Origin of the sequence: Bradyrhizobium sp. CCBAU 45389 (assembly GCF_028128625.1) — a bacterium.
GTDB classification, from domain to species: Bacteria; Pseudomonadota; Alphaproteobacteria; order Rhizobiales; family Xanthobacteraceae; genus Bradyrhizobium; species Bradyrhizobium liaoningense_B.
Map to the genome: position 1 here is coordinate 490,056 of NZ_LBIY01000002.1, position 23,908 is coordinate 513,963.

At 64.5% G+C, this 23,908-nt stretch carries 22 protein-coding genes; 13 read left to right on the forward strand and 9 right to left on the reverse strand.

Translation table 11 applies throughout. The annotated features are described in order from the left end of the window. The first annotated feature begins 8 nt into the window (after window positions 1-8). Genes XH79_RS02175 through XH79_RS02200 form a run of 6 tightly spaced genes read left to right on the forward strand, consistent with a single transcriptional unit; the run spans window position 9 to window position 5,994 of the window. Window positions 9-890, forward strand: coding sequence for an AAA family ATPase (locus XH79_RS02175; RefSeq protein ID WP_271580470.1), 882 nt, complete (start codon window positions 9-11; stop codon window positions 888-890). Continuing rightward, window positions 887-2,008, forward strand: a complete 1,122-nt coding sequence (locus tag XH79_RS02180; protein ID WP_271580471.1) for a vWA domain-containing protein — start codon at window positions 887-889, stop codon at window positions 2,006-2,008. Before XH79_RS02175 ends, XH79_RS02180 begins: the two co-directional genes overlap by 4 nt. Continuing rightward, window positions 2,005-2,889 (forward strand): amidohydrolase family protein, encoded by an 885-nt coding sequence (locus XH79_RS02185; protein WP_271580472.1) that lies wholly within the window; start codon window positions 2,005-2,007, stop codon window positions 2,887-2,889. The genes XH79_RS02180 and XH79_RS02185 overlap by 4 nt, the downstream gene beginning before the upstream one ends. A 30-nt stretch (window positions 2,890-2,919) precedes the next feature. Beyond that, the gene (locus tag XH79_RS02190) at window positions 2,920-3,768 is read left to right on the forward strand and encodes an MBL fold metallo-hydrolase (RefSeq protein WP_271580473.1); all 849 of its coding nucleotides are present in this window, start codon (window positions 2,920-2,922) and stop codon (window positions 3,766-3,768) included. 21 nt (window positions 3,769-3,789) lie between these two features. Continuing rightward, entirely contained in the window at window positions 3,790-5,364 is a 1,575-nt protein-coding gene (locus XH79_RS02195; RefSeq protein WP_271580474.1) for an isochorismatase family protein, read from the forward strand. Window positions 5,365-5,367: 3 nt separating this feature from the next. Continuing rightward, window positions 5,368-5,994, forward strand: coding sequence for an FMN-dependent NADH-azoreductase (locus XH79_RS02200; protein ID WP_271580475.1), 627 nt, complete (start codon window positions 5,368-5,370; stop codon window positions 5,992-5,994). A gap of 24 nt (window positions 5,995-6,018) precedes the next feature. On the opposite strand, the gene XH79_RS02205 is transcribed toward XH79_RS02200, so the two are convergent. The 8 genes from XH79_RS02205 to XH79_RS02240 all read right to left on the reverse strand — a co-directional run bounded on the left by XH79_RS02205 (window position 6,019) and on the right by XH79_RS02240 (window position 14,529). Then, on the reverse strand, window positions 6,019-6,708 hold the full coding sequence (locus tag XH79_RS02205) for an ABC transporter ATP-binding protein (protein WP_271580476.1): 690 nt from the start codon (window positions 6,706-6,708) through the stop codon (window positions 6,019-6,021). A gap of 37 nt (window positions 6,709-6,745) precedes the next feature. Beyond that, on the reverse strand, window positions 6,746-7,486 hold the full coding sequence (locus XH79_RS02210; RefSeq protein ID WP_271580477.1) for an ABC transporter ATP-binding protein: 741 nt from the start codon (window positions 7,484-7,486) through the stop codon (window positions 6,746-6,748). Then, complete coding sequence (locus XH79_RS02215) at window positions 7,483-8,442, reverse strand: branched-chain amino acid ABC transporter permease (RefSeq protein WP_212338378.1); 960 nt, start codon at window positions 8,440-8,442, stop codon at window positions 7,483-7,485. The genes XH79_RS02210 and XH79_RS02215 overlap by 4 nt, the downstream gene beginning before the upstream one ends. After that, on the reverse strand, window positions 8,439-9,320 hold the full coding sequence (locus tag XH79_RS02220) for a branched-chain amino acid ABC transporter permease (protein ID WP_212338375.1): 882 nt from the start codon (window positions 9,318-9,320) through the stop codon (window positions 8,439-8,441). Before XH79_RS02220 ends, XH79_RS02215 begins: the two co-directional genes overlap by 4 nt. A gap of 104 nt (window positions 9,321-9,424) precedes the next feature. Next, a complete protein-coding gene (locus XH79_RS02225; protein ID WP_271580478.1) occupies window positions 9,425-10,708 on the reverse strand; it encodes an amino acid ABC transporter substrate-binding protein in 1,284 nt (427 codons plus the stop codon). 67 nt (window positions 10,709-10,775) lie between these two features. Further along, complete coding sequence (locus XH79_RS02230; protein WP_271580479.1) at window positions 10,776-13,169, reverse strand: xanthine dehydrogenase family protein molybdopterin-binding subunit; 2,394 nt, start codon at window positions 13,167-13,169, stop codon at window positions 10,776-10,778. Next, window positions 13,166-13,639 (reverse strand): (2Fe-2S)-binding protein, encoded by a 474-nt coding sequence (locus XH79_RS02235; protein ID WP_271580480.1) that lies wholly within the window; start codon window positions 13,637-13,639, stop codon window positions 13,166-13,168. The genes XH79_RS02230 and XH79_RS02235 overlap by 4 nt, the downstream gene beginning before the upstream one ends. Window positions 13,640-13,647: 8 nt before the next feature. After that, complete coding sequence (locus XH79_RS02240; RefSeq protein WP_212338367.1) at window positions 13,648-14,529, reverse strand: FAD binding domain-containing protein; 882 nt, start codon at window positions 14,527-14,529, stop codon at window positions 13,648-13,650. A gap of 174 nt (window positions 14,530-14,703) precedes the next feature. On the opposite strand from XH79_RS02240, the gene XH79_RS02245 reads away from it, so the two are divergent. Both XH79_RS02245 and XH79_RS02250 read left to right on the forward strand, forming a co-directional pair. Next, window positions 14,704-15,810 carry an LLM class flavin-dependent oxidoreductase gene (locus XH79_RS02245; protein WP_271580481.1) on the forward strand — a complete coding sequence of 369 codons (1,107 nt, stop codon included), beginning with the start codon at window positions 14,704-14,706 and terminating at the stop codon, window positions 15,808-15,810. Between the two features lie 5 nt (window positions 15,811-15,815). Then, window positions 15,816-16,691, forward strand: coding sequence for a polysaccharide deacetylase family protein (locus tag XH79_RS02250; protein ID WP_271580482.1), 876 nt, complete (start codon window positions 15,816-15,818; stop codon window positions 16,689-16,691). A 134-nt stretch (window positions 16,692-16,825) separates the two neighbouring features. Here the strand turns inward: XH79_RS02250 and XH79_RS02255 are convergent, their stop codons facing one another. Beyond that, window positions 16,826-17,587: a GntR family transcriptional regulator gene (locus XH79_RS02255; protein WP_271580725.1), complete on the reverse strand. Its 762-nt coding sequence runs from the start codon at window positions 17,585-17,587 to the stop codon at window positions 16,826-16,828. 81 nt (window positions 17,588-17,668) lie between these two features. Here XH79_RS02255 and XH79_RS02260 point away from each other — a divergent pair, with 81 nt between their 5' ends. The 5 genes from XH79_RS02260 to nikE are packed head-to-tail and all read left to right on the forward strand — an operon-like array spanning window position 17,669 to window position 23,901. Further along, window positions 17,669-18,979 (forward strand): M20 family metallopeptidase, encoded by a 1,311-nt coding sequence (locus tag XH79_RS02260; protein WP_271580483.1) that lies wholly within the window; start codon window positions 17,669-17,671, stop codon window positions 18,977-18,979. A gap of 18 nt (window positions 18,980-18,997) precedes the next feature. Further along, window positions 18,998-20,545, forward strand: a complete 1,548-nt coding sequence (locus XH79_RS02265; protein ID WP_271580484.1) for an ABC transporter substrate-binding protein — start codon at window positions 18,998-19,000, stop codon at window positions 20,543-20,545. 14 nt (window positions 20,546-20,559) lie between these two features. Further along, window positions 20,560-21,507 (forward strand): ABC transporter permease, encoded by a 948-nt coding sequence (locus tag XH79_RS02270; RefSeq protein WP_212338356.1) that lies wholly within the window; start codon window positions 20,560-20,562, stop codon window positions 21,505-21,507. After that, window positions 21,500-22,330: an ABC transporter permease gene (locus tag XH79_RS02275; protein WP_212338354.1), complete on the forward strand. Its 831-nt coding sequence runs from the start codon at window positions 21,500-21,502 to the stop codon at window positions 22,328-22,330. The genes XH79_RS02270 and XH79_RS02275 overlap by 8 nt, the downstream gene beginning before the upstream one ends. Then, window positions 22,327-23,901 carry a nickel ABC transporter ATP-binding protein NikE gene (gene nikE, locus XH79_RS02280; protein WP_271580485.1) on the forward strand — a complete coding sequence of 525 codons (1,575 nt, stop codon included), beginning with the start codon at window positions 22,327-22,329 and terminating at the stop codon, window positions 23,899-23,901. Before XH79_RS02275 ends, nikE begins: the two co-directional genes overlap by 4 nt. The last annotated feature ends 7 nt before the right edge of the window (window positions 23,902-23,908 follow it).

Genomic DNA, 23,908 nt, shown 5'->3' on the forward strand with positions numbered 1-23,908 from the left:
GAGACATCGTGGCCGTTCGTAGCAACATCGTCGGTATCGACAGCCCGGAGGCGCTGGAGAAGGCGTTGCGGGCGGCTTATTACCTCGCCGACGAAGGGCTCGCGACCGCCGCCTATCTCGGCGTTGCCCTCGGCAAACCGCTGCTGCTGGAAGGCGCGCCCGGCGTCGGCAAGACGGAAGCGGCGAAGGCCATCGCCGCCGTGCTCGGCCGGCAATTGATCCGCCTGCAATGCTACGAGGGCATCGACGCTTCTGCCGCGCTTTATGAATGGAACTACCCGCGCCAGATGCTCGCGATCCGCCAGGCCGGCGACGACAGTATCGACATCTACGGCGAAACCTTCCTGATCGAGCGGCCGATGCTGGCGGCGCTGCGCGCGCCCGATTCCACCGTGCTGCTGATCGACGAAATCGACCGGGCCGACCAGGAGTTCGAGGCGTTCCTGCTCGAATTCCTGTCCGATTTCCAGATCTCCATCCCCGAGCGCGGCACGGTCCGCGCGGCCGAGCGTCCCGTGGTCGTGCTGACCTCGAACCGGACGCGCGATCTGCACGAGGCCCTGCGCCGCCGCTGCGTCTATCACTGGATCGACTATCCCACCGCCGAGCGGGAGGCGCGGATCATCATGATGCGCGCATCCAGCGTCGCCGAAGCCACGGCCCGCGCCGTCGTCGCGGCCGTCGAGAAGCTGCGGCGCGAGCCGTTGAGCAAGGCGCCCGGCATCGCCGAGGCCGTCGACTGGGCTGAGGCCGCGACGCTCCTCAACAAGGGCGGCGCACGCTGGCCCGACGCCTTCAAGCGCTCGATCGGCGTGGCGCTGAAGGACGAGGAGGACCTGCACTTCATCGCCCCCCGGCTCGATGCCATGCTCGCGGAGGCGACCGCATGAGCACCGAGCAGCAGCTCCCGCGCGCTGCGCGCATCTTCGTCTCGTTCGTCGCGCTGCTGCGTGCCAACGGTTTCGCCGTAGCGCCGGAGCAGACCACCGCCTTTCTCGCCGCGATCGCATTGCTCGGTCCGCGCGACCTCGACGACATCAGGCAATCTGCGCTCGCCACGCTCGCCCCGCCGCCCGAGCGCCGCGCCACCTTCGACCGGCTGTTCGACCTTCATTTTCGCGGCAGCGAGGCCATTGCGCGCGACGACGAGGGCGAGGACGACGAGACCGTCCGTCTCCAGGAGGAAGGCCGCGGCCACGAGGAGCCCCTGCTCTCCGATGACGCCAACGAGTCCGGCCTGACCGCGACGCGCACCGAGGCGCTGGTCGAGCGCCGCTTCGGCCAGCTATCAACCTCCGATCCGCTCCGACGCCTGGCACACGAGGCGCCGCGACGCCTGCCGCGGCGGCGTGGGCACCGTCGCATGCGGGCCCGCCGCGGCCCCTTTGCCGACCTCCGCCGCACCCTGCGCGACAGCGTCCGCAGCGACGGCGAGATTTTGCGGCTCGGCCACATGAAGCGGCGCCAGCGCCCGCGCAAGATGCTGCTGCTGATCGACGTCTCCGGCTCGATGAAGAGCCGCACCGAGGAGAACATGAAGCTGGCGCACGCGCTGGTACAGGCCGCGCCCAGTGTCGAGGTCTTCACCTTCGGCACGCGGCTGACCCGTGTCACCCGCGCGCTGCGGCTGAAGCGCCGCGAGCAGGCGTTGAACGCCGCGGCGCATCTGGTCAGCGACTGGGACGGCGGCACCCGCATCGGCGACGCGCTGCAAGCCTTCCTCGCGGTGCCGCGGTTCGGCGGCTATGCCCGCGGCGCCGCCGTGGTCATCGTGTCCGACGGGCTCGAGCGCGGCGAGCCCGACGCGCTTCGCGATGCCGTCGCGAAATTGTCGCGGCGGGCCTGGCGCCTGAGCTGGCTGACGCCGCTCGCGACAGGACCGGGCTTCCGCCCGCAGACCGAAGCGCTCGTCGCCATCGAGCGGTTCGTCGACGATCTCGTGGACGGCGGATCGAGCTCCTCGATCGTCGCCCATGTACTGGCACTGGGACGAAGGAGAGCTGCGTGAACGATATTGTCGACGGCCATCATCACATTTGGCGGCAGGCCGACCTGCCCTGGCTGACCGGCCCCATGCAGCCGCGCATCTTCGGACCTTACGAGCCGATCCGCCGCGATTATCCGATCGAGGAGTATCTCGCCGATCTCAAGGTCACCGGCGTTGCCCGCTCCGTCTATGTGCAGACCAATTGGGCGCCCGAGCATTTCGAGGAGGAAGCCGCCTGGGTGCAGCGCACGGCCGACGAGTACGGCTGGCCGCACGCCATCGTCGCCTACGCCAATTTCGCGGCCGACGACGTACGCCCGCAGCTCGACCGCCTCAAACGCTATCCGCTTCTGCGCGGCGTACGCATGCAGCTGCACTGGCACGAGAACCCGCTGTACCGCTTCGCGGCTCGTCCGGATCTCTGCGCCGATCCCGTGATCCGCCGCAACGTCGCGCATCTCGCCGATTACGGCTGGAGCTTCGACTTGCAGGTCTTCACGCCGCAGATGCCGGATGCCGCACTGCTGGCGGAGTCCTGCCCCAAGGTGACGATCGTCCTTCAGCATGCCGGCATGCTGGAGGATCTCTCGCCGGCGGGCCGTGCGGCCTGGCGTGCGGGAATGGCCCGGCTCGCGGCCTGTCCGAACGTGGTCTCAAAACTGTCCGGGCTCGGCACCTTCATCCATCGCAATGATCCCGCGCATATCGCCGCCGTGCTCACCGACACCGTTGCAATCTTCGGCGCCGAGCGCTGCCTGTTCGGCTCCAATTTCCCGATCGAGAAATTGTGGACCAGCTATCGCGATCTCGTTAGTGCCTTTCGCGCAGCTGCCACCCCGTTCAGTGCGGAGCAGCAGGACGCGATCTTCAGGGCGACGGCGACGCGCGTCTATCGGCTTTGACAGACAAGACACGAGACCGGAGGGCAACGAATGGCGCTGGAGATCAAGATCCTGGACTATGGCGATATCGAGCTGGAATCGAGCTTCCTGGTGCTCGGCCGCGACTGCGGCCGTACCCGCCGCGTCCTCACCCTCGGCTTCCTGATCCTCGGCGGCCCGTATCCGGTCGTGGTCGACACCGGCTACCGCTCCAACCAGATCATGGAGACGCTGGGGATGCGCGGGCTGCAGTACCATGAGCACATGATCGAGAACCAGCTCGCGCGCCACGGCGTGCGCATGGGCGACGTGCGCTTCGTCTGTCACACCCATCTGCACATCGACCATGCCGGCAAGGACGACCTGTTCCCGATGAACACGACCGTCGTCGTCAACCGCAAGGAGCTTGAGTATTCCGTCTCCGGCCTGATGCATCCGCAATATCCAGCACCCGACATCAAGCACCTGATCGACCGCCTGCACACCAAGAGCGCGCTGCGCTTCCTCGACTTGGAGATCACCGGCCCGATCGAGCTGATGCCCGGCGTCTATTGCGATGCCGCCAACGCCCACACCGAGGGATCGATGAACATCATCGTCCACACCGCCGATGGCATCGCCACCATCTGCGGCGACGTGATCTACGACTTCAACGACCAGATTGTCACGCCCTTCCACGAGATCCACGACTGGGAGCCGCGCACCACCGGCAACCACGGCACCAGCAAGCGCGCGGAGAAGGCGGCGATCAAGAAGCTGCTCAGCAATTCGCGCTATCTCCTTCCGGTGCACGATCGTCCTGCCAAGATCGAAGGCGGCAATGTCGTCGGGCGGCTGCACGACCAGGTCCCCGGACCGGTCGTGCAGTCCCTGCCGCAGCGCAACTGGTTCCCGGCCTGAGATGATCTTTGAGATAGACCGATGACGCACGTCACCCTGCGAAGCGAATTCGAGAGCCTGATCGACCCCTACGCTCCCGTTGCACAGATCGGCACCGGCTTCGACTTCACGGAAGGGCCGATCTGGCATCCGGTCGATCGATACCTGCTGTTCTCGGATATGCCCGCTGACGTGCGCCGGCGCTGGGATGCGCGGCGCGGCGTCGTCGAGGTCAAGCGTCCGTCGAATAAATGCAACGGCATGACCTATGACGCCGAGCTCAATTTGATCGTCTGCGAGCACGCGACCTCGTCGCTCGTCCGCGAACGTCCGGACGGCCGGCGTGAGGTACTCGCTTCGCATTTCGGCGGCCAGGAACTCAATAGCCCGAACGACGTGTGCGTGCACAGCTCAGGCGCGATCTATTTCTCCGATCCCTGGTATGGCCGGATGCCGGTCTATGGCGTCGAGCGACCGCGTCAGCTCGGCTTCCAAGGCGTCTACCGGGTCGTGCCCGGCGGCGAACCCAGGCTCGTGGTCGAGCGAAACCTGTTCGATCAGCCGAACGGGCTGTGCTTCTCGCCGGACGAGACGCTGCTCTACGTCAACGACACCGTACAGGCCCTGATCCGCGTCTTCGACGTCGACGGCAACGGCTCGCTGGCGAATGCGCGGGTGTTCGCGAGCGGCATCAAGTCCGAGCTCGAACCGGGCCTGCCCGACGGCATGAAGTGCGACCAGCACGGCAATGTCTGGGTCACCGCGCCCGGCGGCGTCTGGGTCTATTCGCCGCGCGGCGAACTGCTCGGCAAGGTCCGCGTGCCGGAGCTGGTCGCCAACCTCGCCTGGGGAGGGTCGGATTTCCGCTCGCTTTATCTCACCTCGACGCATTCGGTGTACGCGATCCCGACCAAGGTCGGTCCGCGCCATGAGCCCTATATGAGCGGCAGGCGCGCCAGCAGCGGAGCGGGCCCGGCTCCATCTCCGGCCTCGCCTGTCCTCACCGAGGGCGAGATGAGGCTCGATCCGCAGCGCTGCGCCATGATCATCCAGGATCTCCAGAACGACGTCATCATGGACGGCGGCGCGTTCGCCGAGTCAGGCGCGCCGGGGCACGCCAAGCAACAGCACGTCGTGGAGAATGTGCGCCGTCTGGCAGAAGCTGCGCGCGCCCGCGGCGTCCCCATCATCCATGTCTGGTTCATCGTCGAGCCCGGCGCACCTGGGGTCACGCTGAATGCGCCGTTGTTCGAGGGGCTCGTCGACAGCGAGGCGATGGTGCGCGGAAGCTGGGGCGCGGCCCCGGTCTCGGGCCTAGAGCCGCGGCCCGGCGACTTCGTCGTCGAGAAAATGCGGATGAGCGCCTGGGAGGGCACGCGGCTGGAGACGATCCTGAAAGCGACCGGCCGCGACATGATCATCAATACCGGCGCCTGGACCAACATGTCGGTCGAACACACCGCGCGCACCGGCGCCGACAAGGGCTATTTCATGATCGTGCCCGAGGACTGCTGCTCGACCATGAACGCCGACTGGCACAACGCTTCGATCAATTTTGCCATGCAGAACGTCGCGGTCGTGACCAGGGCCGATTCCGTCATCAGAGCGCTGGGATGAGCTGTGGCAAAGCTCCTGCATCTGTCCTGCTCGCCCCGCGCCGAGTCCGTCTCGACGGCCGGCGCACACGTCTTCCTTGATCGCTTCCGCCAGGCGCGGCCGGATTGGGACGTCGATGTCGTGGACCTCTGGCGTGAGCGCATGCCGGAATTCACGGGTCCCATCGTCGAGGCCAAGTATGCGCGCATGAAAGCTCAGGCCTTCACCGAGGCGCAACGCGACAGCTTTGCCGAAGCCGAGCGCATGGCGCTGCGCTTTTCGCTCGCCGATCGGGTGTTGATCTCGACCCCGATGTGGAACTTCGGCATTCCCTACAAGCTCAAGCAATGGTTCGACGTCATCGTCCAGCCCGGGCTCACCTTTCGGTTCGATCCGTCCCAGGGATATTTCCCGCTGCTGAAGGATCGGCCAACACTGGTGATCATCGCCAGCGGCAGCGATTTTGCCACCGGCATGAACCGCGGCCGCGTCGACATGGCAACGCCCTACCTGCGGGAAATTCTGCGCTTTGTTGGAATCAGCAATGTCCGTTTCATGCTGATCGGTCCAACCACTGGACCGCAGCAGCCGATCGATGCCGCCCGTGACAGGGCCTATCAGCGCCTCGCTGCAATGGCTGCGACCTTCTAGGCACTTCGGTGCCTCAGCGAGCAATTACGCCGCCCCGCCAAGATAGAGCCGCTTGACGATGTCGTTGCCCCTCAATTCGTCGACCGAAGCGGCCGCCACGACGATTTCACCATGCACGATGATATAGCCGCGGCTCGCGATCCGGATCGCCTGATTGAAGTTCTGCTCCGCCATCAGCACGGTCAGGCCGAGGTTTTGATTGAGTTCGCCGATCTTGGTGATGGTCTGCGAGACCAGTAGCGGCGAGAGACCCACCGAAGGTTCGTCGACCAACAACAGGCGTGGTGACGACATCAGGGCGCGCGCAATCGCCAGCATCTGCTGTTGTCCGCCCGACATCGTGCCCGCGAGCTGCCCCTGCCGCTCCTCGAGGACGGGAAATGCTTCGAAAGCGATCGCAAGGTTGCGGTCGATACTGCGCCGGGCTGCCTTGCGGAACGCGCCGAGCATCAGGTTCTCGAGCACGGTCAGCCGGGGGAACAAACGCCGTCCCTCTGGAACCATCGCTACGCCGAGTTCGACGATGTCTTCGGCCGACAGACGGGACAGATCGTGCGCCGTACCGTCGATCGTAAGCGATATGGCCCCACGCTGCGGCCGCACTAGGCCCGCGATGCACTTCATCAGCGTGCTCTTGCCGTTGCCATTGGTGCCAAGCAAGGCAACGGTCTCGCCGGCCTCGACATGGAGCGAAACGCCGCGCAACGCCTTCACGGCGCCGTAACCCGCATCAAGATCGTTGATGGCGAGGCTAAGTGCCAAGGTAAGCCTCCTGCACGCGTTGGTCGGCCATGACTTCGGATGGCGTGCCGATGGCGATGATTCGGCCAGCGTCGAGGCACATGACGCGTTCGGAGAAGCGCATCACGGCCTGCATGATGTGTTCGATCATAATGATGGTGATGTCCCGGCTTGCAAGGCTGAGCAGCAGGTCAAGCACCTCGTCGACTTCCGAGCTGGAGAGGCCTGCCATGGCCTCGTCCGAAATCAGGAGCTTCGGATGCGTCGCCATTGCACGCGCGAGTTCCATCTTGCGCAATTCCACCTGACTAAGCTGCGTGGCCGAGACGTTAGCCTTCAAGGCGAGGCCCATTTGATTGAGGATCGACATCATGGCGTCTCGCCGCTGCGCCACCGAGACGTGCTCGTGCGCGGCAAAATCGAGCGCGACCATGAGATTTTCGGCGACCGTCATGCTCCTGAACGGTCGTGGAATCTGGAAGCTGCGAGCGATGCCGCGGCGCGTACGCACATGCGGCTGCAGCGGCGTGATGTCCTCATCCCGAAACAGGATGGTGCCGGGCTCAGTGCGAAACGCGCCGGAAATGCAATTGATCAGCGTGGTCTTGCCCGAGCCGTTCGGACCGATCAGGCCGAACCGCTCGCCGGGCCGAATGTCGACGCTCACGTTGTGGAGCGCCGTGAACCCGCCGAAACGCTTGGTGAGCGACGAAATCCGCAGCAGGGGCGACTGGGTTCCTGAGAGCGTCATACCTCGCCCTCCTTGCGGTCGCCGCGCAGCTTGCGGATCAGGCCGATGATACCCTCCGGGGCGCCCACGACAAACAGCACGAGCATCACGCCCAGCACCAGCACATTGACTTCCGACGAGATCGTTACCGTCAGCAATTGCTGCGTTGTGCCAAGCAGGATCGCGCCGATGATCGGTCCGGACCAATGCGCGGTTCCGCCGATCAGAGACATCGCGAGGGTCGTGACGGAGTAGTTGAGATTGAACGCGGACGCAGGGTCGGCATATTGCAGGTACATCGCTGCCGGCGCGCCGACGGCGCACATCAGCGCCCCTGAGATCACACAGGCGAGCAGCTTCAACCGCAAGGTCGGCACGCCCGTGCATTCGGCCGCAAGCTCGTCGTCCCTCAGCGCCTGCAGGCCGCGGCCGATCCATGAATTCTGGATGTAGCGCGAGATCGCAACCGCCAGAACCACGAGGAGAGCCTGGACGAAGAACAGCATCTGCACATAATTGTCGAATGGCGCCATCACCGCCGGCCGCTGGATCTGGATACCCGCTGCTCCGCCGACGTATCGCCAATTTGTTATCGTCGTCTCGATGATGATCGTCAGCGCAATCGTCGCGATCGAGAAAAAGATGCCCTGCATGCGAAGCGTCAAGAGACCGAGCGCAAACCCCATGAGCGCACCGATCGCGGCGCCAGTCAGTATCTGCAGGGGTAGCGGCGCGCCAAAGGCCTTGACCAGGAAGACCGCGGCATAGACGCCGACGCCGAAAAACGCGCTGGTGCCGAAATTTACATAGCCCGCATAACCGCCGAGGATGCTCCATGCCACGGCAAGCGCGATGAACTGCAGGATGACGTAGCCGGCAAAGAATGGATACTGGTTGCCGACGACCTGTGTCATCACAAAGACCGCGACGAGAAAGACGGTCGCTCCGGTCCAGAAAGCAATGCTGTTGCGTGTCATGATCGCCTGCCAAACAGGCCTTGCGGCCTTACGGCGAGAACGCCGAGCAACATCGCAAAGGAAATCGCTGGCGCCCAGGAGGCGCCGAACATGGTGAGCACAATCGTCTCGGCAACACCGAGAATGATGGCGGCGACGAGCGTGCCGCCCATGCTGCCGAGCCCCGCCATCACAACGACGCAGAATGTACGCCCGATATAGGCACGATCGAGTGTCGGATCGACAGGAGCGACTATGATGAGCAGGGCGCCGGCGATCCCGAGCACGGCCGTGGCGATGCCGAACGCCCACTGCTTGATCCTGATCGGGTTGGCGCCCATCAACCGCAACGCCTCCTGGTCCTGCGCGACCGCCCGGATGGCGCGTCCCATGAAGGTCCGCGACAAATAAAGCGTGAGCAGGACGGTCAGTGCGGTCGCGACGACAAAGGCGACCAGGAGCCGGTACGGAATGCGGATATCGCCGAGCCGCCAGGCCCTGCCGACATAGTCGGCGGTGACGGAGCGCTGATCGACGCCGAATTGCAGGATGATCAGCACTTCGATGATGAAGGCGACGCCGAAGAAGAAGGCGATGCCGCGCACCGCTGCGTCGCTGCCTCGCTTCTCGAACGTTTCGTAGTACAAGCGATAGGCCACGAGCCCGAGCAGAAAGAATACCGGTGTGATCAGGAGCCCGGCGATCAGCGGATCAACGGCATAATGCTCGTTGAGGAAATACACCGCGTAGGACGCCAGCACCAGAAACGCCGGATGCGCCACATGGGGGACGTCAAGCAGCCCGAACGACACGGACAATCCGAGGCTGACCGCGCCGTAGAAGCAGCCGAGCAGCACCCCGATCACCACCGCATCGAGCAGCAGATCAAATGAAAACAATTGAGATCCCCCTTGACCCGCTTTGAGATCGACTCCCCGATCAACTCGTGCCGGGGTAGCCGATCCTGGGACGATCTTTACCGAGCCGTCTCGCGATATCCAGCTTACTTCCGCGCGGCCTCAAACGGAGTGACCAACTCGCCGGATTTCAGGTTCTCCGGGAACAGGATCACCTGCTTGCCCGAGCTGCGGAACTGCTCCATGTTCTTATCCACGACGCCGCGGAACTGGGCCTGCAGCACCGCAGTTTCCTTGCGCTCGCCATCAGGTGAAAACGCGATCGGACCGACGATGGTCTTGTGCGTGTTTTCGCGCAGATATTTTGCGAGTGCCTTCTGCTCCAGCGACCCCACCGCGTTGATGGCCTGCTCGATGAGCTGGCCGCTGGCATAGCCGAACGGCGCCAGATAATAGCCGAGCGGATCGATCTTGGCTTCGACGGCACGTTTTGTGTACTTGTCGAAGAACTCCCTGGTGCCCTCGAAGTACATGCTCTTTTCGGGCAGCCATGTGTTGTAGTTGACGACGCCGTTGAGCAGCGATCCCATATTCTCCATCACGGCGCCGAACTGCAGGCCGACCATGCCGCCGCCGAAAACCTTGACGTTGTCGCCGATCCCGATCTCGTTCACGGCGCGCAGGATGCCCGCCGAATCCGGCGGATAAGACGCGATATAGACGATGTCGGGCTTGGATGCCTTGAGCGCGCGGATGATGCTGGAGAACTCCACCGTGTTCGGCGGATAGGCCTGGTCGAATACCATCGGCAGGTTGCGCTTCGCTGCGACTTCACGCGCGGTCTTCGCCAGATTCTGCGCGAATTCCTGGTCGGCGGCCAGCAACGCCATGGATTTGCCGCCGGCCCTCTGACCGATATCGAGGAACGAAGTGGCCCAGCTGTCAGCCGGTCCCCACGGCGCATTGTTGAACCACATGTCATGGCCGACTTTGCTGTTGACCTGGAAGGAGAAGTTACCCATCAGCAGAAGCCCACGCTGCTTGACCATTGGCATGATCGGCGCCGTCGGCACGGTAGCATAGGGCGCGAACAAGAGGTCGACCTTGTCGACATCGATCAGCTTCGAATAGATCGCCGGCGTCTCCGACGCGCTCGATTTGTCGTCATAGACGACGAGTTCGATCTTGCGGCCTCCGAGCAGCCCGCCCCTGGCGTTGACGTCGTCACGCCAGATCTCGATGCCGAGCAGCGAGGCCTTGCCGCCACCTGCAAGACCGCCGGTCTGCGGCATGCTCATGCCGATCCTGATCGGCGTCTGCTGCGCCTGCACCAGCTTGGCGCCGAACGGCGAGGCAGCGAGCGTCACGCCGGCAGTCGCCAGCAGCCGGCGGCGGGAAATCGATCCTGGCTTGGAGACCTTCTTCGACATTGGCAGTTCTCTCCCCTAGGTCGTTGTTGCTTGGTGTGATTGTATTGTTTTGCGGCGGCGTCCCTCGTCAGATCCGTCCCAAGGCCGTCAGGATAAGCTGCGGTGTCAGGGGGATCTCGGTGATTATTGTTCCGAACGGTTCGAGCGCATCATTGACCGCGTTGGCCACTGCCGCCGCCGCGCCTGCGGTACCGGCCTCGCCCGCGCCCTTGGCGCCGAGCTCGGACTCCCGCGTCGGCGAGACGACGTGGCCCACGTCGATGTCGGGCATTTCGCCGGACATCGGCACCAGGTAATCGGCCATGTTGGCGTTGGTCAGCTGTCCCCGGTCGTCATAGACGCACTTTTCAAACAGCGCCGCACCAAGCCCCTGCACCACTCCGCCCCTGATCTGTTCATCGACCAGCTGCGGATTGATGATGGTGCCACAATCCTCGACCACCCAGTGCTTGAGCAACTTGACGAAGCCGGTGTCGGCATCGACTTCGACCCAGGCGGCTTGAACGCCATTGGTAAAGGCGAAAGGATATTCACGGGGCACATAGTGCCTTGTCGCCATCAGTTCGGGCTGGATGCCCGGCGGCAGGATGTCGGGACGGAAATAGACGATGCGCGCAAGCTCATCGAGTTCGATGCGCGGCGCGCCGTCGCTGACATTGACCACGGCATTGTCGATGATATCGAGTTCGGCCGAGGTCGATTGCAGAATGACGGCGGCCACATCGAGGATATTCTTGCGCAAGACCTTCGTCGCCTGCAGCGCCGCCTCGCCGCCGATGCCGGCGCCGCGCGAAGCCCAGGTGCCGCCACCGTAGGGCGTCATGTCGGTGTCACCGAGCATGACGCGGACGCGATCCATGGAAACGCCGAGGACGCTGCCCACGATCTGCGCCGTGAGCGACTGCGAACCCTGCCCCTGCTCGGTGATGCTGGTCTGGCAGATCACCGAGCCTTGCGCATCCAGCCGCACCGCCACGCCATCCTGTGACGATATCTTCGCCCCGCCAACGCCATAGAACGCGGCGCTGGGATTGGTGACTTCGATAAAGCTCGCGATGCCGATGCCGCGATGAATGCCTTGCTTGCGCAAGGCCACCTGCTCGGCACGCAGCGCTTCATAGTTCATCATCTCGACGATCTTGGCCAGCGACGCATGGTGCGACAACTGCTCGAACCGCAGCCCCGACGGCGAGGCGCAGGGATAGGCGTCGTCAGCAATGAGATTGCGGCGGCGGATTTCCAGCGGATCCATACCGATCTTCATGGCGGCGAGATCGACCAGTCCCTCAGTCACCGAGCAGGCAATGGGATGGCCGACCGCGCGGTACTGGCACATCACGTTCTTGTTCTGAAACACCACCCGCGCCCGGGCGCGATAGTTCTTCGTGGTGTAGGGGCCGCCGACGAGGTTGACGACCTGGTTGGCCTCGATCGCGCTCGTGCGCGGGTACATCGAATAAGGCCCGATGCCAGTCAGATCGTCGATCTCGAACGCCGTGATGGCGCCGTCGCGCTTGACGCCGATCTTTCCCTTACAGCGATGGTCGCGGGCGTGAATGTCGGTATTGAAACTCTCGACGCGGTCGGCGACGAATTTTATCGGCCGACGCAGCAGCTTGGCCAGCGCATAAGTCGCCATCTCGTCGGCGTAGATGTGCACCTTGATGCCAAACGAGCCGCCGACATCCTTGCAGACGACGCGAACTTGCGACTCTCGCAAACCCAGGTGCAGTGCAGCGATGTTCTGCACCATATGCGGGGCCTGCGTCCCCTGATAGATCGTGAGCCGCGCTTCCGCGGCATCCCAGTCGGCAACGACCGAACGCGGCTCCAGCGTCACGCCGGTGTGGCGGCCGAAGATGAATTCGGCCTCGACCACCGCATCGGCACCGGCGAAGGCTTGATCCACGGCGCCTGCGTCGAGGACGCGCTCGAACGCCAGATTGTCGCCAAGCGAAGCATGAATGACCGGTGTCGCCGGATCGAGCGCCGTGCGCATGTCGGTGACGGCCTCGAGCTCCCTATACTCGACCGCAACATGCTCAGCGGCATCCTCAGCCGCCGCACGGCTCGTCGCCACGATGGCGGCCACCGCCTCGCCCTGCCAGCAGACCCGGTCGACCGCGATCGCCGATTGTGGCGCGGATTTGAGGCCCTTGAGATGGGAGAGCACGCCGATCCACGGCGTGATGACGTCCGCAAGCTCTTTGCCGGTGACGACCGCGATCACACCCGGCATCCGCCTTGCAACGGCGGCGTCGATGCTCACGATCTCCGCATGCGCATATTGCGAGCGCAAGAACACGACATGCGCCATCCGCGGCAGCTCCATGTCGCTGACATAACTGCCCCGGCCCTGCAGCAGCCGCTCCAGATTCGGCCGGGGCACCGTCTTGCCGATATAGGAGTTCGGCCGGTCCAGGACCGACAGCCTTTCCGGATTGCTGCGGGCCGGGCTCATGCCTTCAGCTCCATCCGCGCCCGCGCGGTCGTCTCGATCGCGTCGACAATGGCGTGATAACCGGTGCAGCGGCAGTAATTGCCCGAGAGATGCTCGCGGATCTCCTCTCGCGCGGGCGTTCGGTTCTCGCGCAGCAGATCCTGCGCCGCCATCAGCATGCCCGGCGTGCAGAAGCCACATTGCAGCGCATTGCGGTCGCGAAACGCCGCCTGCAGATCGGCGATCTCGCCGGAGTCGGACAGCCCCTCGATCGTCTCGACCACGGCGCCATTCGCCTGCACCGCCAGCATCAGGCAGGAGCGCACAATCTCGCCGCCGACGCGCACCGTGCAAGCTCCGCAGACGCCATGCTCACATCCGAGATGCGTGCCCGTCAGTTTCAGGTGCTCGCGCAGGAAATCCGCAAGATTGAGTCGCGGCAAGACATGCGCTTCCACGCGCTCGCCGTTGACCGTGACTGAGATCGCCATTGGAGCCGTCACGTCCGTCCTCCGATGTCGAGATCGGGACGGTTCAGGAGCGAAGCGACGCAGCGCGCCAGCAAGACTCTTGCGAGATGCCGGCGCATTGCGGGCGTCGCCTGCTGATCCTCATGCGGATCAAGCTCATGCGAAAGGGCGTCGGAGGCCTCGGCCAGCAGTGCGGGCGTGATTGCAGCGCCCGCCAGTTTGTCCGCAGCCTTCGCCAGGACGGGCTTGTCGCCGACGGCGAAATAGCCGAGCCGGAGGTCGGCAAACCGATCGCCCTGCAGCACGGCCTGCGCCGCAAGGCCGACGATCGCATAGTCGCCGTGCCGCCGCGCAAACTCCTGGAAGAAATGCGCCGAGCCGGTATGGGCGACTGGCAGTTCGATGGCGACCAGCAGGTCCTGCGGTGCCAGCTGCGTCTCGTAAATCCCGGTGAAAAAATCCTCCGCAGCAATCCGCCGCTCGCCGCCGGGGCCGTGGACGACGATCGACGCACCCAGCGCCAGCATGCAGGCGGGCAGTTCGGATGCCGGATCGGCCTGCGCGAGGCTGCCGCCGATGGTACCCCGGTTGCGGATTGCGGGGTGCGCCACATGCGCCGCTGCCGCCCCGAGCAGCGGCGCGCATTTCACAATGTCGGATGATTTCAGGAGATCGGCATGCCGGGTCAGCGCGCCGATGACGAGTATATCGTCCTTGACCGCAATCCCGCGCAATTCGACGAGTTCGCCGATATCGACGATCACCTCCGGCGCAACCAGCCGCAGATTCATCGCGGGGATCAGGCTTTGCCCGCCCGAAAGCACCCTCGCTTTCTCTCCGTGCACGGCAAGCAGCTCCAGCGCATTGGCAACGCTGGTCGCGCGTGCGTAGGTGAAAGCCGCGGCTTTCATTCAGGCAAGCCCCTCCCCGGAACTGCTTTTCTGCTTTTGAGGGGATTAGAGGGTGGGACTTTTCGAAGGTCAAGCGACTAGATTTCGCAGTCTTTTCGACTTTCGGACTTGCCTTGATCGACCGGCCGACGCACCCTCCCGCCAACAAGAACAGCTCGGGGAAGCACAGCAATCATGAAGCTCGGGTTCTTCACGATGCCGATCCATCCCCTGGACAAGGATTGGCGGCAATCCCTGAACGAGGATCGGGAAGCCTTCCTGCTGGCGGACGAGCTCGGATTTTCGGAAGCCTATGTCGGCGAGCACGTCACCGACCGCGCCGAAAACATCACGTCCTGCATCGCTTTCATCGCCTGGCTTGCCGCCGCCACCAAGCAGATCAAGCTCGGCACCGGCACGGTCAACATGCCGAACAGCCATCCGGCCGCAATTGCCGCCTCTATCGCAATGCTCGACCACATGCTCGACGGCCGGCTGATCTTCGGCATCAGCCCGGGCGGCCTGCTGTCGGACGCCGAGCTGTTTGGCAATCTCGAGGCCGATCGCAATGCGATGTTCCTGGAGGCCATCAACCAGGTGCTGGCAATCTGGGAGGGCAAGCCACCTTATAATCTTGCAGGCAAATACTGGAACATCTCGATCGAAAAAACCCTGATCGAGGACATCGGTCAGGGCTTTATCGCAAAGCCGCTGCAACGTCCGCATCCACCGATCGTGGTCACTGCCGTCGCGCCCTTCTCCAAGGGCGTCACTGAGGCGGCCGCGCGCGGCTGGGAACCGATTTCCGCCAACTTCCTGATGCCGGCATGGGTGAAGAGCCACTGGCCGAAATATGTCGAGGGCTGCGAGCGCGCCGGGCGTCGGGCCGATCCCGCCAACTGGCGCGTGGCCAAAAGCGTATTCGTCGCCAAGGATGCCGCTACCGCCAAGGCCTACGCCACCGACCCCAACGGACCTTACGTCTACTACTATCGCTCGCTCTTCACCAAGCTGAAGCGAAATGGTCGCATCGAGCTGTTCAAGACCCGGCGCGACCAGCCCGACGATGAGGTGACGCTGGAGTCGATCTGCGAAAAACTCATCATCTACGGCACACCGGAGAGCGTTGCCGACCAGTTGCTGGCTTTCCAGGAGGACGTCGGCACCTTCGGCACGCTCCTCTACGCCGGCAAGGATTGGCGCGACCGCGAGGCCGGCCGCCGCTCCATGATCCTGATGGCCGAGCAAGTCATACCACGCGTCAACGCCGCCTCTGCCCGAAGCCGCGACGCCGCAGGTTGAACACGATGGCTCTCTCCGATCGCATCCCCTACATCGCTCAGGTCGACCGCCCGAAGCTCAAGCTGCCCGGCGGCAAGAGGCTCGCCGTCTGGGTCATCCTCAATGTCGAAGAATGGCGGATCGAAAATGCCATGCCTCGTACTGTGCTGTCGCCGCCAATGGGGCAGCCGCTGTTGCCCGACGTGCCGAACTGGTCGTGGCATGAATACGGCATGCGCGCGGGTTTCTGGCGCCAGTTCAAGGCACTCACGGAGCGCAACATCCCGGTGACGCTCGCCATCAACGGCAATGTCTGCAATTCCTACCCCCGCGTCGCCTCCGCCGCGCTGGAAGCCGGGTTCGAGTTCATGGGCCACGGCTTCCTGCAGGGGCCGATGCACAGGCTCGACAACCAGGCCGATGCGATCAAGCGCGCGGTCGACACCATCACCAAATTCGCCGGCAAGCCGCCGCGCTCATGGGAGAGCCCTGGTCTCACCGAAACCGAGGCAACACTCGACCTGCTCCGCCTCAACGGCATCGAATATGTCGCGGATTGGGTGATCGACGATTTGCCGCAGGAGATCGCCACGCCCCACGGCACCATCACCACCATCCCCTATTCGGTGGAGACCAACGACATTGTCATCCATGCGCTTCAGCATTTGCCGTCCGAGCAGTTCTTGAAGCGCTGCACCGACCAGTTCGACCGCCTTTATCTCGAAGGCGCCGATAATGCGCGGGTGATGGCGATCTCGATCCATCCTTACATCACCGGCGTGCCGCACCGGATCAAGTATCTGGAGGCACTGCTCGACCATGTCATCAGCCATGATGGCGTCGCGCTGATGACCGCAAGCGAAATCGGCGACTGGTACCGCGCCGAGATGGCGGGGAAATAGCGCGGATCTATTTGCTATCGCCAGATGCGTCCGCTCTGCTGATCGACGAGCCGGGTCTGCGCGACGAGCCCAAACGATGCGGGTTTGTCGTTCTGTCTCTCCATCGCTCGAGGACGGTGATTACTCCGATTGGGTCAGCGGATTTCATTCACATAGCGATGGTGCGCGGTCGTCGCGCGGTGCTCGCTGAGCAGCGCCAATGCTCCGGTCTGATCGTAGGCCTCTTCGTGAATGGCCAGGACGGCGCTCGGCGAGCGCAAGCCGAGCAGACGCCGGTCTTTCGCGTCCGCGAGCTCTGCCGACAATTTTTCGCGGACCGCAGCAACGCGGATGCCGTAGACGTCGAGCAGATGAAGATAGAGAAGCGCCGGCACGCGTGCCGGCTCGCGCGGAAAATCGGGCACGCGGCGCGCAAGGAGCTTGATCTGCGAATGCATGACCGGCACGCCGCCGACTCTCCGGATGCGGTCGAGACAGAGCAGCGGCTCACCCGCCGGCTCCGAAAAGAGCGCGGCTTCCTCGGCGCCTGCCGGCCGGATTGCCACGGACAAGACCTCAGGTACGGAGCGCTGCAGGCCGCCGTCCTCGCCATGCAGGCGGAAGTATTGAAAGAAGAAGCGCAGGCTGTGCTGCGGAGCACGGCCGGTGACGACCGTACCGGTTTTGCGACGGCGCACCAGCATGCCGTCGGCAGTCAGGTCCGCCAGCGCCCGGCGAATGGTGCCAACCGCAACTCCGTACCGCGTTGCAAGCGCGACCTCTCCCGGCAGCACCGTACCCGGAGCAAGCTCTCCAACCAGGATCGCCTCGGCGATCTGCCGCTTCACGTGCTCGTACAGAGGAACCGGCAGGCTCGACGAGCCCGTCACCGCCGCTTTTGCCTGTTTACCGGTCACCTCTGCCTCATTCTTTGGAATTGACAGCAATCGGTTCTCATCGTGTATTTCTTTATAGAATATAGAAATGAGCCGCCGCAAATGGTTTCTCCGCTTAACGGTCCAGCGCAGTCCGGGCTAAGCCTGGGTTTCGCCGAAATCGAACGCGCTGCCGAAAGCGCGGTCGACGATCTTGCGCGGATGGTGGCGGTCGACACGACCTTCCCACCCGGTGCGGGATACCAGGCGTTTGCCGGATTGATGGAGAGCTTCGTCGCGCCGCTTGGCCTCGAGTGCCGGCGCATCGATGTCCCCGAGCACCTGTGGCGCGTCGCTGGCGGCCCGGCGCAAGGCGCGCGCACCAATCTCATCGCGCGCCGCCGCTCCGGCAGGCCGGTGCTGGGCTTGTATTTTCATGTCGATACGGTGCCGGCCGCGCCGGGCTGGGCCACCGATCCGCTGCACTTGACGCGCGACGGCGACCGTCTGATCGGCCTCGGTTCAGCCGACATGAAGGGGACGATCGCGGCCGTGCTGCTGGCGCTGCGCGCCGCCGACCGCACCGGCCTGCCGCTCGGCTATGATCCGATGCTGCTGTTCTGCACCGACGAGGAAGGCGGGCTCCATCCCGGTGTCCGCTATCTCGCGGACCAGGGCTTGCTCGAGGGGCACATCCTCAACTTCAACGGCGCGGCGGCGCCACGCATCTGGGCCGGTTGCTTCGGGCTGTTTACGCTGCTGGTGAAAGTCCATGGCAGGACGGTTCATGCGAGCGAAGCGGCAAACGCCGGAAGCGGCGCCAATGCCATCGAGGCCGCGCTGCCGATCCTCAATGCGCTCGCTGCGCTGAAGCCGGACATCGCAGAGCGCATCTCCGCCCTGCCGGCCGCGCCAGGCGCGACACGCCCGCTTGCCGCACAGCTCGATATATCGGCCGCTCATGGCGGCCAGTGCGGCGGGCAGATTCCCTCGCGCTTCGATATCCTGATCTGCCGCCGCTATGCGCCGGAGGAGGATTTCCTCGCCGCGCGCCACGAGATCGAGGATGCGATCCGCAAGGCTGCGCCGTACGCAGAGATCGAAATCGCACTGACGGGGCACCTGATGCCGACGTCGGATCCGACCGGTCCGCACTGGCCGCGTTGGCAGGACGCGCTGTCGGCCGGATTCGGCTACGCACCCGACGAATTCGCCAAATGGGGCGCAACGAGCTGTTCCGACTTCGGCTGGGTGCAGGCGACCGGCATGCAGGAGATCCTTCTGACCGGCCTCGGTCGGCCGACCAGTCGCATTCACGCGCCCGGCGAATTCACCACGCTCCCCGACATCATCGCGCTCGCGAAGTCGGTCCTGGCGTACCTCTCCGCCGAATTCCGTCCCGACCTTTCGCCCGAAGCAACCGCCATTCGCTAACTCGAGGAGCCTACTGCCATGCTGTCCGTCACCCGCCGCCTGTTTCTTGCCGGCACGGCCATCAGCCTCGTCACTCTCCCCAGGATCGCCGTCGCCGATACCCCTAAGCGCGGCGGCGTGCTGCGGATGTCGCTCGACCAGGCGGCGTCGGTGATTCACCCGATGCTGGCGCGGGTCAATCCGGAATATCTCGTCACCGAATTGCTCTATTCCAACCTGACCCGGCTGAAGCCGGACATGACCGTCGAGCCGGACCTCGCGCTCTCCTGGGAGCCGAACGAGGCGCGGACGGAGTGGATCTTCAAGCTGCGCCCCGGCGTGACGTTCCACGACGGCTCGCCGCTGACGTCGGAAGATGTCGTCGCCAGCATCAATGCCATTCTCGATCCGAAGACCGCCTCCCCCGGCCGGACCAATGTCGGTCCGATCAAGGAGGTCGCGGCGATCGATCCGTTGACTGTCAAGTTCACGCTATCAGGCGCCTACGCCGACCTGCCGGTGGCCCTGACCTATCTCAATGCGCGGATCGTTCCGGCGAAGGTCATCGCGTCCGACCTCGCCAGCCTGTCGACCACGGCGAATGGCACCGGGCCGTTCAAACTGGTGTCTTATGAACCTGATCGGAAGATCGTGGTCGAACGCAACGCGGCCTATTACGACCCGGCGCGGCCTTACCTCGATCGCGTGGAATTGCTGGTCTATCCGGACCGCACGGCCGAAGCCTCGGCGATGATCTCAGGCGAGATCGACCTGCTTCTGACGACGACGCCCGGCGAATACGAGCGGCTCGTGAAGGCGAGCGGCGTCAAGGCGCTGCGCACGCCCTCCGGCCAATTCCTCAACATCAACCTCGGATGCGACCAGAAGCCATTCAACGACGTCAGGGTCCGCCAGGCACTGGCGCTGGCGGTCGATCGCGAGGCGACCGTCGGTTTCGTCGCCGGCGGCTACGGAACGCCGGGCAACGACACGCCACTCAACTCCGCCTATCACTTTTACAAGAACATCCCGATGAAGAAGCCCGACGTCGCCAAGGCGAAGCAGCTTCTGGCCGAGGCCGGCTATCCCAACGGCATCGATCTGACGCTGATCGCATCCGACAGGCCCGCGACCCGCACCCAGCTCGGCGTCGCCGTTCGCGAGATGGCCGCCGCCGCCGGCTTCCGGATCAACGTGCAGACGATGCCGCACGCGACCTATCTCGACCAGGTCTGGAAGAAGGGCAATTTCTACGTCGGCTTCTACAACATGCAGCCGACGGCTGATGCGATCTTCAACCTGCTCTATACGTCCAATGCGACCTGGAACGAGACGCGCTGGAACAACAGCGCGTTCGATGCCGTCATCAATGCGGCCCGCGTCGAGACCGATGAGGCCAAGCGCACCGCGCTCTATGCCAAGGCGCAGGAGATGATGAACACGGAGGTCCCCACCGTGATCTCGGCGTTCTTCGACCTTCTGGCCGCACAGCGCTCCTACGTCGAGGGCTACGCGCTGCATCCGCGCGGTTCGGTCTTCCGCCTCGATCTGGTTTCGCTCGGCGCCGGCGCGCCGAAGCGCGGCTGACGCGGAGGCTTCGGGTGTCGCTTGCCTGGTTCGCGCGCCGTCTGCTGCTGATGGTCTACACCGTCATCGTCGTGTCGATGCTGGTGTTCGCCATCACGCAGGTCCTGCCGGCCGACGCGGCCCAGTCGCTGCTCGGCGAGAATGCGACGCCCGAAATGCTGGCTGCGCTCAGGGCGAAGCTTGGGCTCGGCGCTCCGGCCTGGCAGCAATATCTGCGCTGGGCCGGCCACGTCTTCACCGGCGATTTCGGCATCTCGATGCGGACCAGCCAGCCCGTCGGCCCGGAAATGCTGAGCGCGCTGTCGCGTTCGCTGCTGCTCGCGGCATCGTCCATCCTCGTCACGCTGGTCGTCGCCGTACCACTCGGTGTGGTGGCGGCGCTGCGGCAAGGCAGGGCCGCCGACACCGGCGTTAGTCTGATCGCATATCTCGGCGTCTCACTGCCCGAATTCGTCACCGCGACACTGCTTGCGCTCCTGCTGGCCGACACGTTGCATTGGCTTCCGGCGACGGGCTACGTCTCGCCGCTGGAAAATTTCGGCGACGGCATCTCTCATTTGGCGCTGCCGGTGCTGACGATTTCGGTGATCCTCATCGCGCACGTGATGCGCATGATGCGCTCCGAGACGCTGGACGTGCTGAAATCGGACTATATCCGCGCAGCGCGCCTGAAGGGTTTGCCGGAACGCAGCGTGCTATTCCGTCACGCGCTGCGCAACGCGCTGTTGCCGGTGGTGACGATCATTGCGCTCGATGTCGGCTACCTGCTCGGCGGCATCATCGTGATCGAGGAGATCTTCGCCATTCCTGGCATCGGACGGGCCCTCATGGTCGCCATCACGGCGCGCGACCTGCCGTCGATCCAGGCGGGCGCGTTGATCATGGCGGCGACCTACGCCGTCACCAATACGCTTGCCGACATGGCCTATGCCGTTCTCGACCCGCGGATCCGCTATGACTGAGCTGCTCATCCGCCTGATCCGAAGACCGCAGGGGCTCGTCGGCGTGACGCTCCTGGCGCTCATTGCCATTGCATGCCTGTTCGGGCCGGCGCTTGCCCCGTACGCGCCGGAGAAGATCGATTTTCTCGGCCGGTTTCGTCCGCCCGGCTGGCAGAACTGGCTTGGCGCGGACCAATTCGGCCGCGACATCCTGAGCCGCCTGATGGTCGGCGCCCGCTCGACCGTGCCGATGGCCCTCATCGCGACCTTCGTTGGCAGCGCGGCCGGCGCCATCATCGGCGTCGGCTCGGCCTATCTCGGCGGCCGAACCGACGAGGCCATCATGCGCACCAACGACGCGGTGATGGCGATCCCCGGCCTTCTGCTCGCGCTATTGCTGGTCTCGACGCTCGGCAATGGCGCCGGCAACGCCGTCATCGCCATTGCGGTGGCTTTTGCGCCCGGCATGGCGCGCGTCACCCGCTCCGTTGCACTCAATGTGCGCAATCAGGACTACGTCAAGGCGGCCATCGCGCGTGGCGAGGGCGCAGTCTGGATCATCTTCCGCGAGATGCTGCCCAACGTGATGGCGCCGATCGTGATCGAATCCACCATTCGCGTATCCTTTGCCGTCATGCTGTTCGCGACCCTCAGCTTCCTCGGCGTCGGGGCGCAGCCGCCTGCATCGGAATGGGGGCTCATGGTGGCCGATGCCCGGCAGTACATGTACCAGGCGCCGTGGGGTCTGATCGTGCCCGCGGCGGCGATCGCACTCACCGCCATTGCCTTCAACCTGCTGGGCGACGGCCTTCGCGACGCCCTCAATCCGAAGGATGAGCGGTGATCCCTGCCCTTGCCATCGAGAACTATACGCTCGACTACGCGACGGCCGCGGGACCGGTGCGCGTGCTGCACGACATCTCGCGTCAGATCGGCCCGGGCGAAGTGCTGGGCCTCGTAGGCGAATCCGGCTCGGGCAAGAGCTCGCTCGCCTGGGCGCTGATGCGCCATTTGCCGGACAATGCCCGCGAGATCGCAGGCTCCCTGCATCTCGGTGACACCGACCTCCAGCGCCTGAGTCCGCGCGGGCTGACCAGAATCCGGGGACGCCGCCTCGGCATGGTGTTCCAGGATCCGTCGACCTCGCTCAACCCGACCCTCACCATCGGCCGGCAAGTGACGGAGACGCTAATCCAGCACCGCGGCCTCAAGCAGCGCGAAGCGGATGCGCTGGCCGTCGACCTGCTCAGTCATGTCGAACTGCGCGATCCCGCCGCGATCATGCGACGCTATCCGCACGAGATCTCCGGCGGCGAAAAGCAGCGTGTCATCATTGCCACGGCGTTCGGCTGCCGGCCTGATGTCATCCTGTTCGACGAGCCGACCACGGCGCTCGACGTCATCACCGGTGCACGCATCCTCGAACTGTTCGCCCGGCTGCGCGAGGAAACTGGCGTTGCCGCACTCTATATTTCCCACGACCTCGCGCTCGTGACGCGGGTTGCCGACCGGGTCGCGGTCCTGAAACACGGCCGTCTGGTGGAGCAGGCCCCGGCCGCCGAGATTTTCCGCGCGCCCCGGCATGCCGATACGCAGGCCCTCGTGCAGGCCGTGCCGCGGCCGGAACGGCGTCTCATTCACGACAAGTCCAGTGACGATGTCCTTCTCGCGGCTTCGGACATCGAGGTCCATTACGGTCGCGGCAGCCTCTTCGGCCATCCGCCGCCGCCCGCGACCAAACGCATCGGCCTCGATGTGCGGGCGGGAGAAATTCTCGGCCTCGTCGGCGAATCCGGCTCGGGCAAATCCTCCGTGGCACGTGCGCTCACCGGTCTTGCCCGCTTCTCGGGGAAAGTCCGCTTCGACAATCGCGAGATCACAGGCGCGCGTGACATGAACGCGGCCTATCGCCGCGACGTGCAGATCATCTTCCAGCATCCGGATTCCTCGCTCAATCCGCGCCAGAAGGTCGGCGAAATCCTGTCGCGTCCCCTGAAGCTGTATGGCGGCAGCACCGCCGAGATTCCCCGCCTTCTCGAACAGGTCCGCCTGCCGACGTCCTTTGCCGATCGCTGGCCGCACCAGCTTTCCGGCGGCCAGAAGCAGCGCGTCGCCATCGCACGGGCCTTTGCCGCGCGGCCAAAGCTCGTGATCTGCGACGAGATCACCGCGCCGCTGGACGTCTCCGTGCAGGCGCAGATCATCGAATTGCTGCTGGCGCTGCGCGCCGCGACCGGAACCGCCTTCCTCTTCATCACCCACGATCTCAACCTCATCCGTCAGATCGCCCACCGCATCGCCGTGATGCGCCGCGGTGAAATGGTCGACCTGTTGCCGGCCGAGGATTTCGACGCAGAGCACGTTCATCCCTATACCCGCGAACTGATGGCCGCCTCGCCCGTACCGGTCGGCTGACGACAAG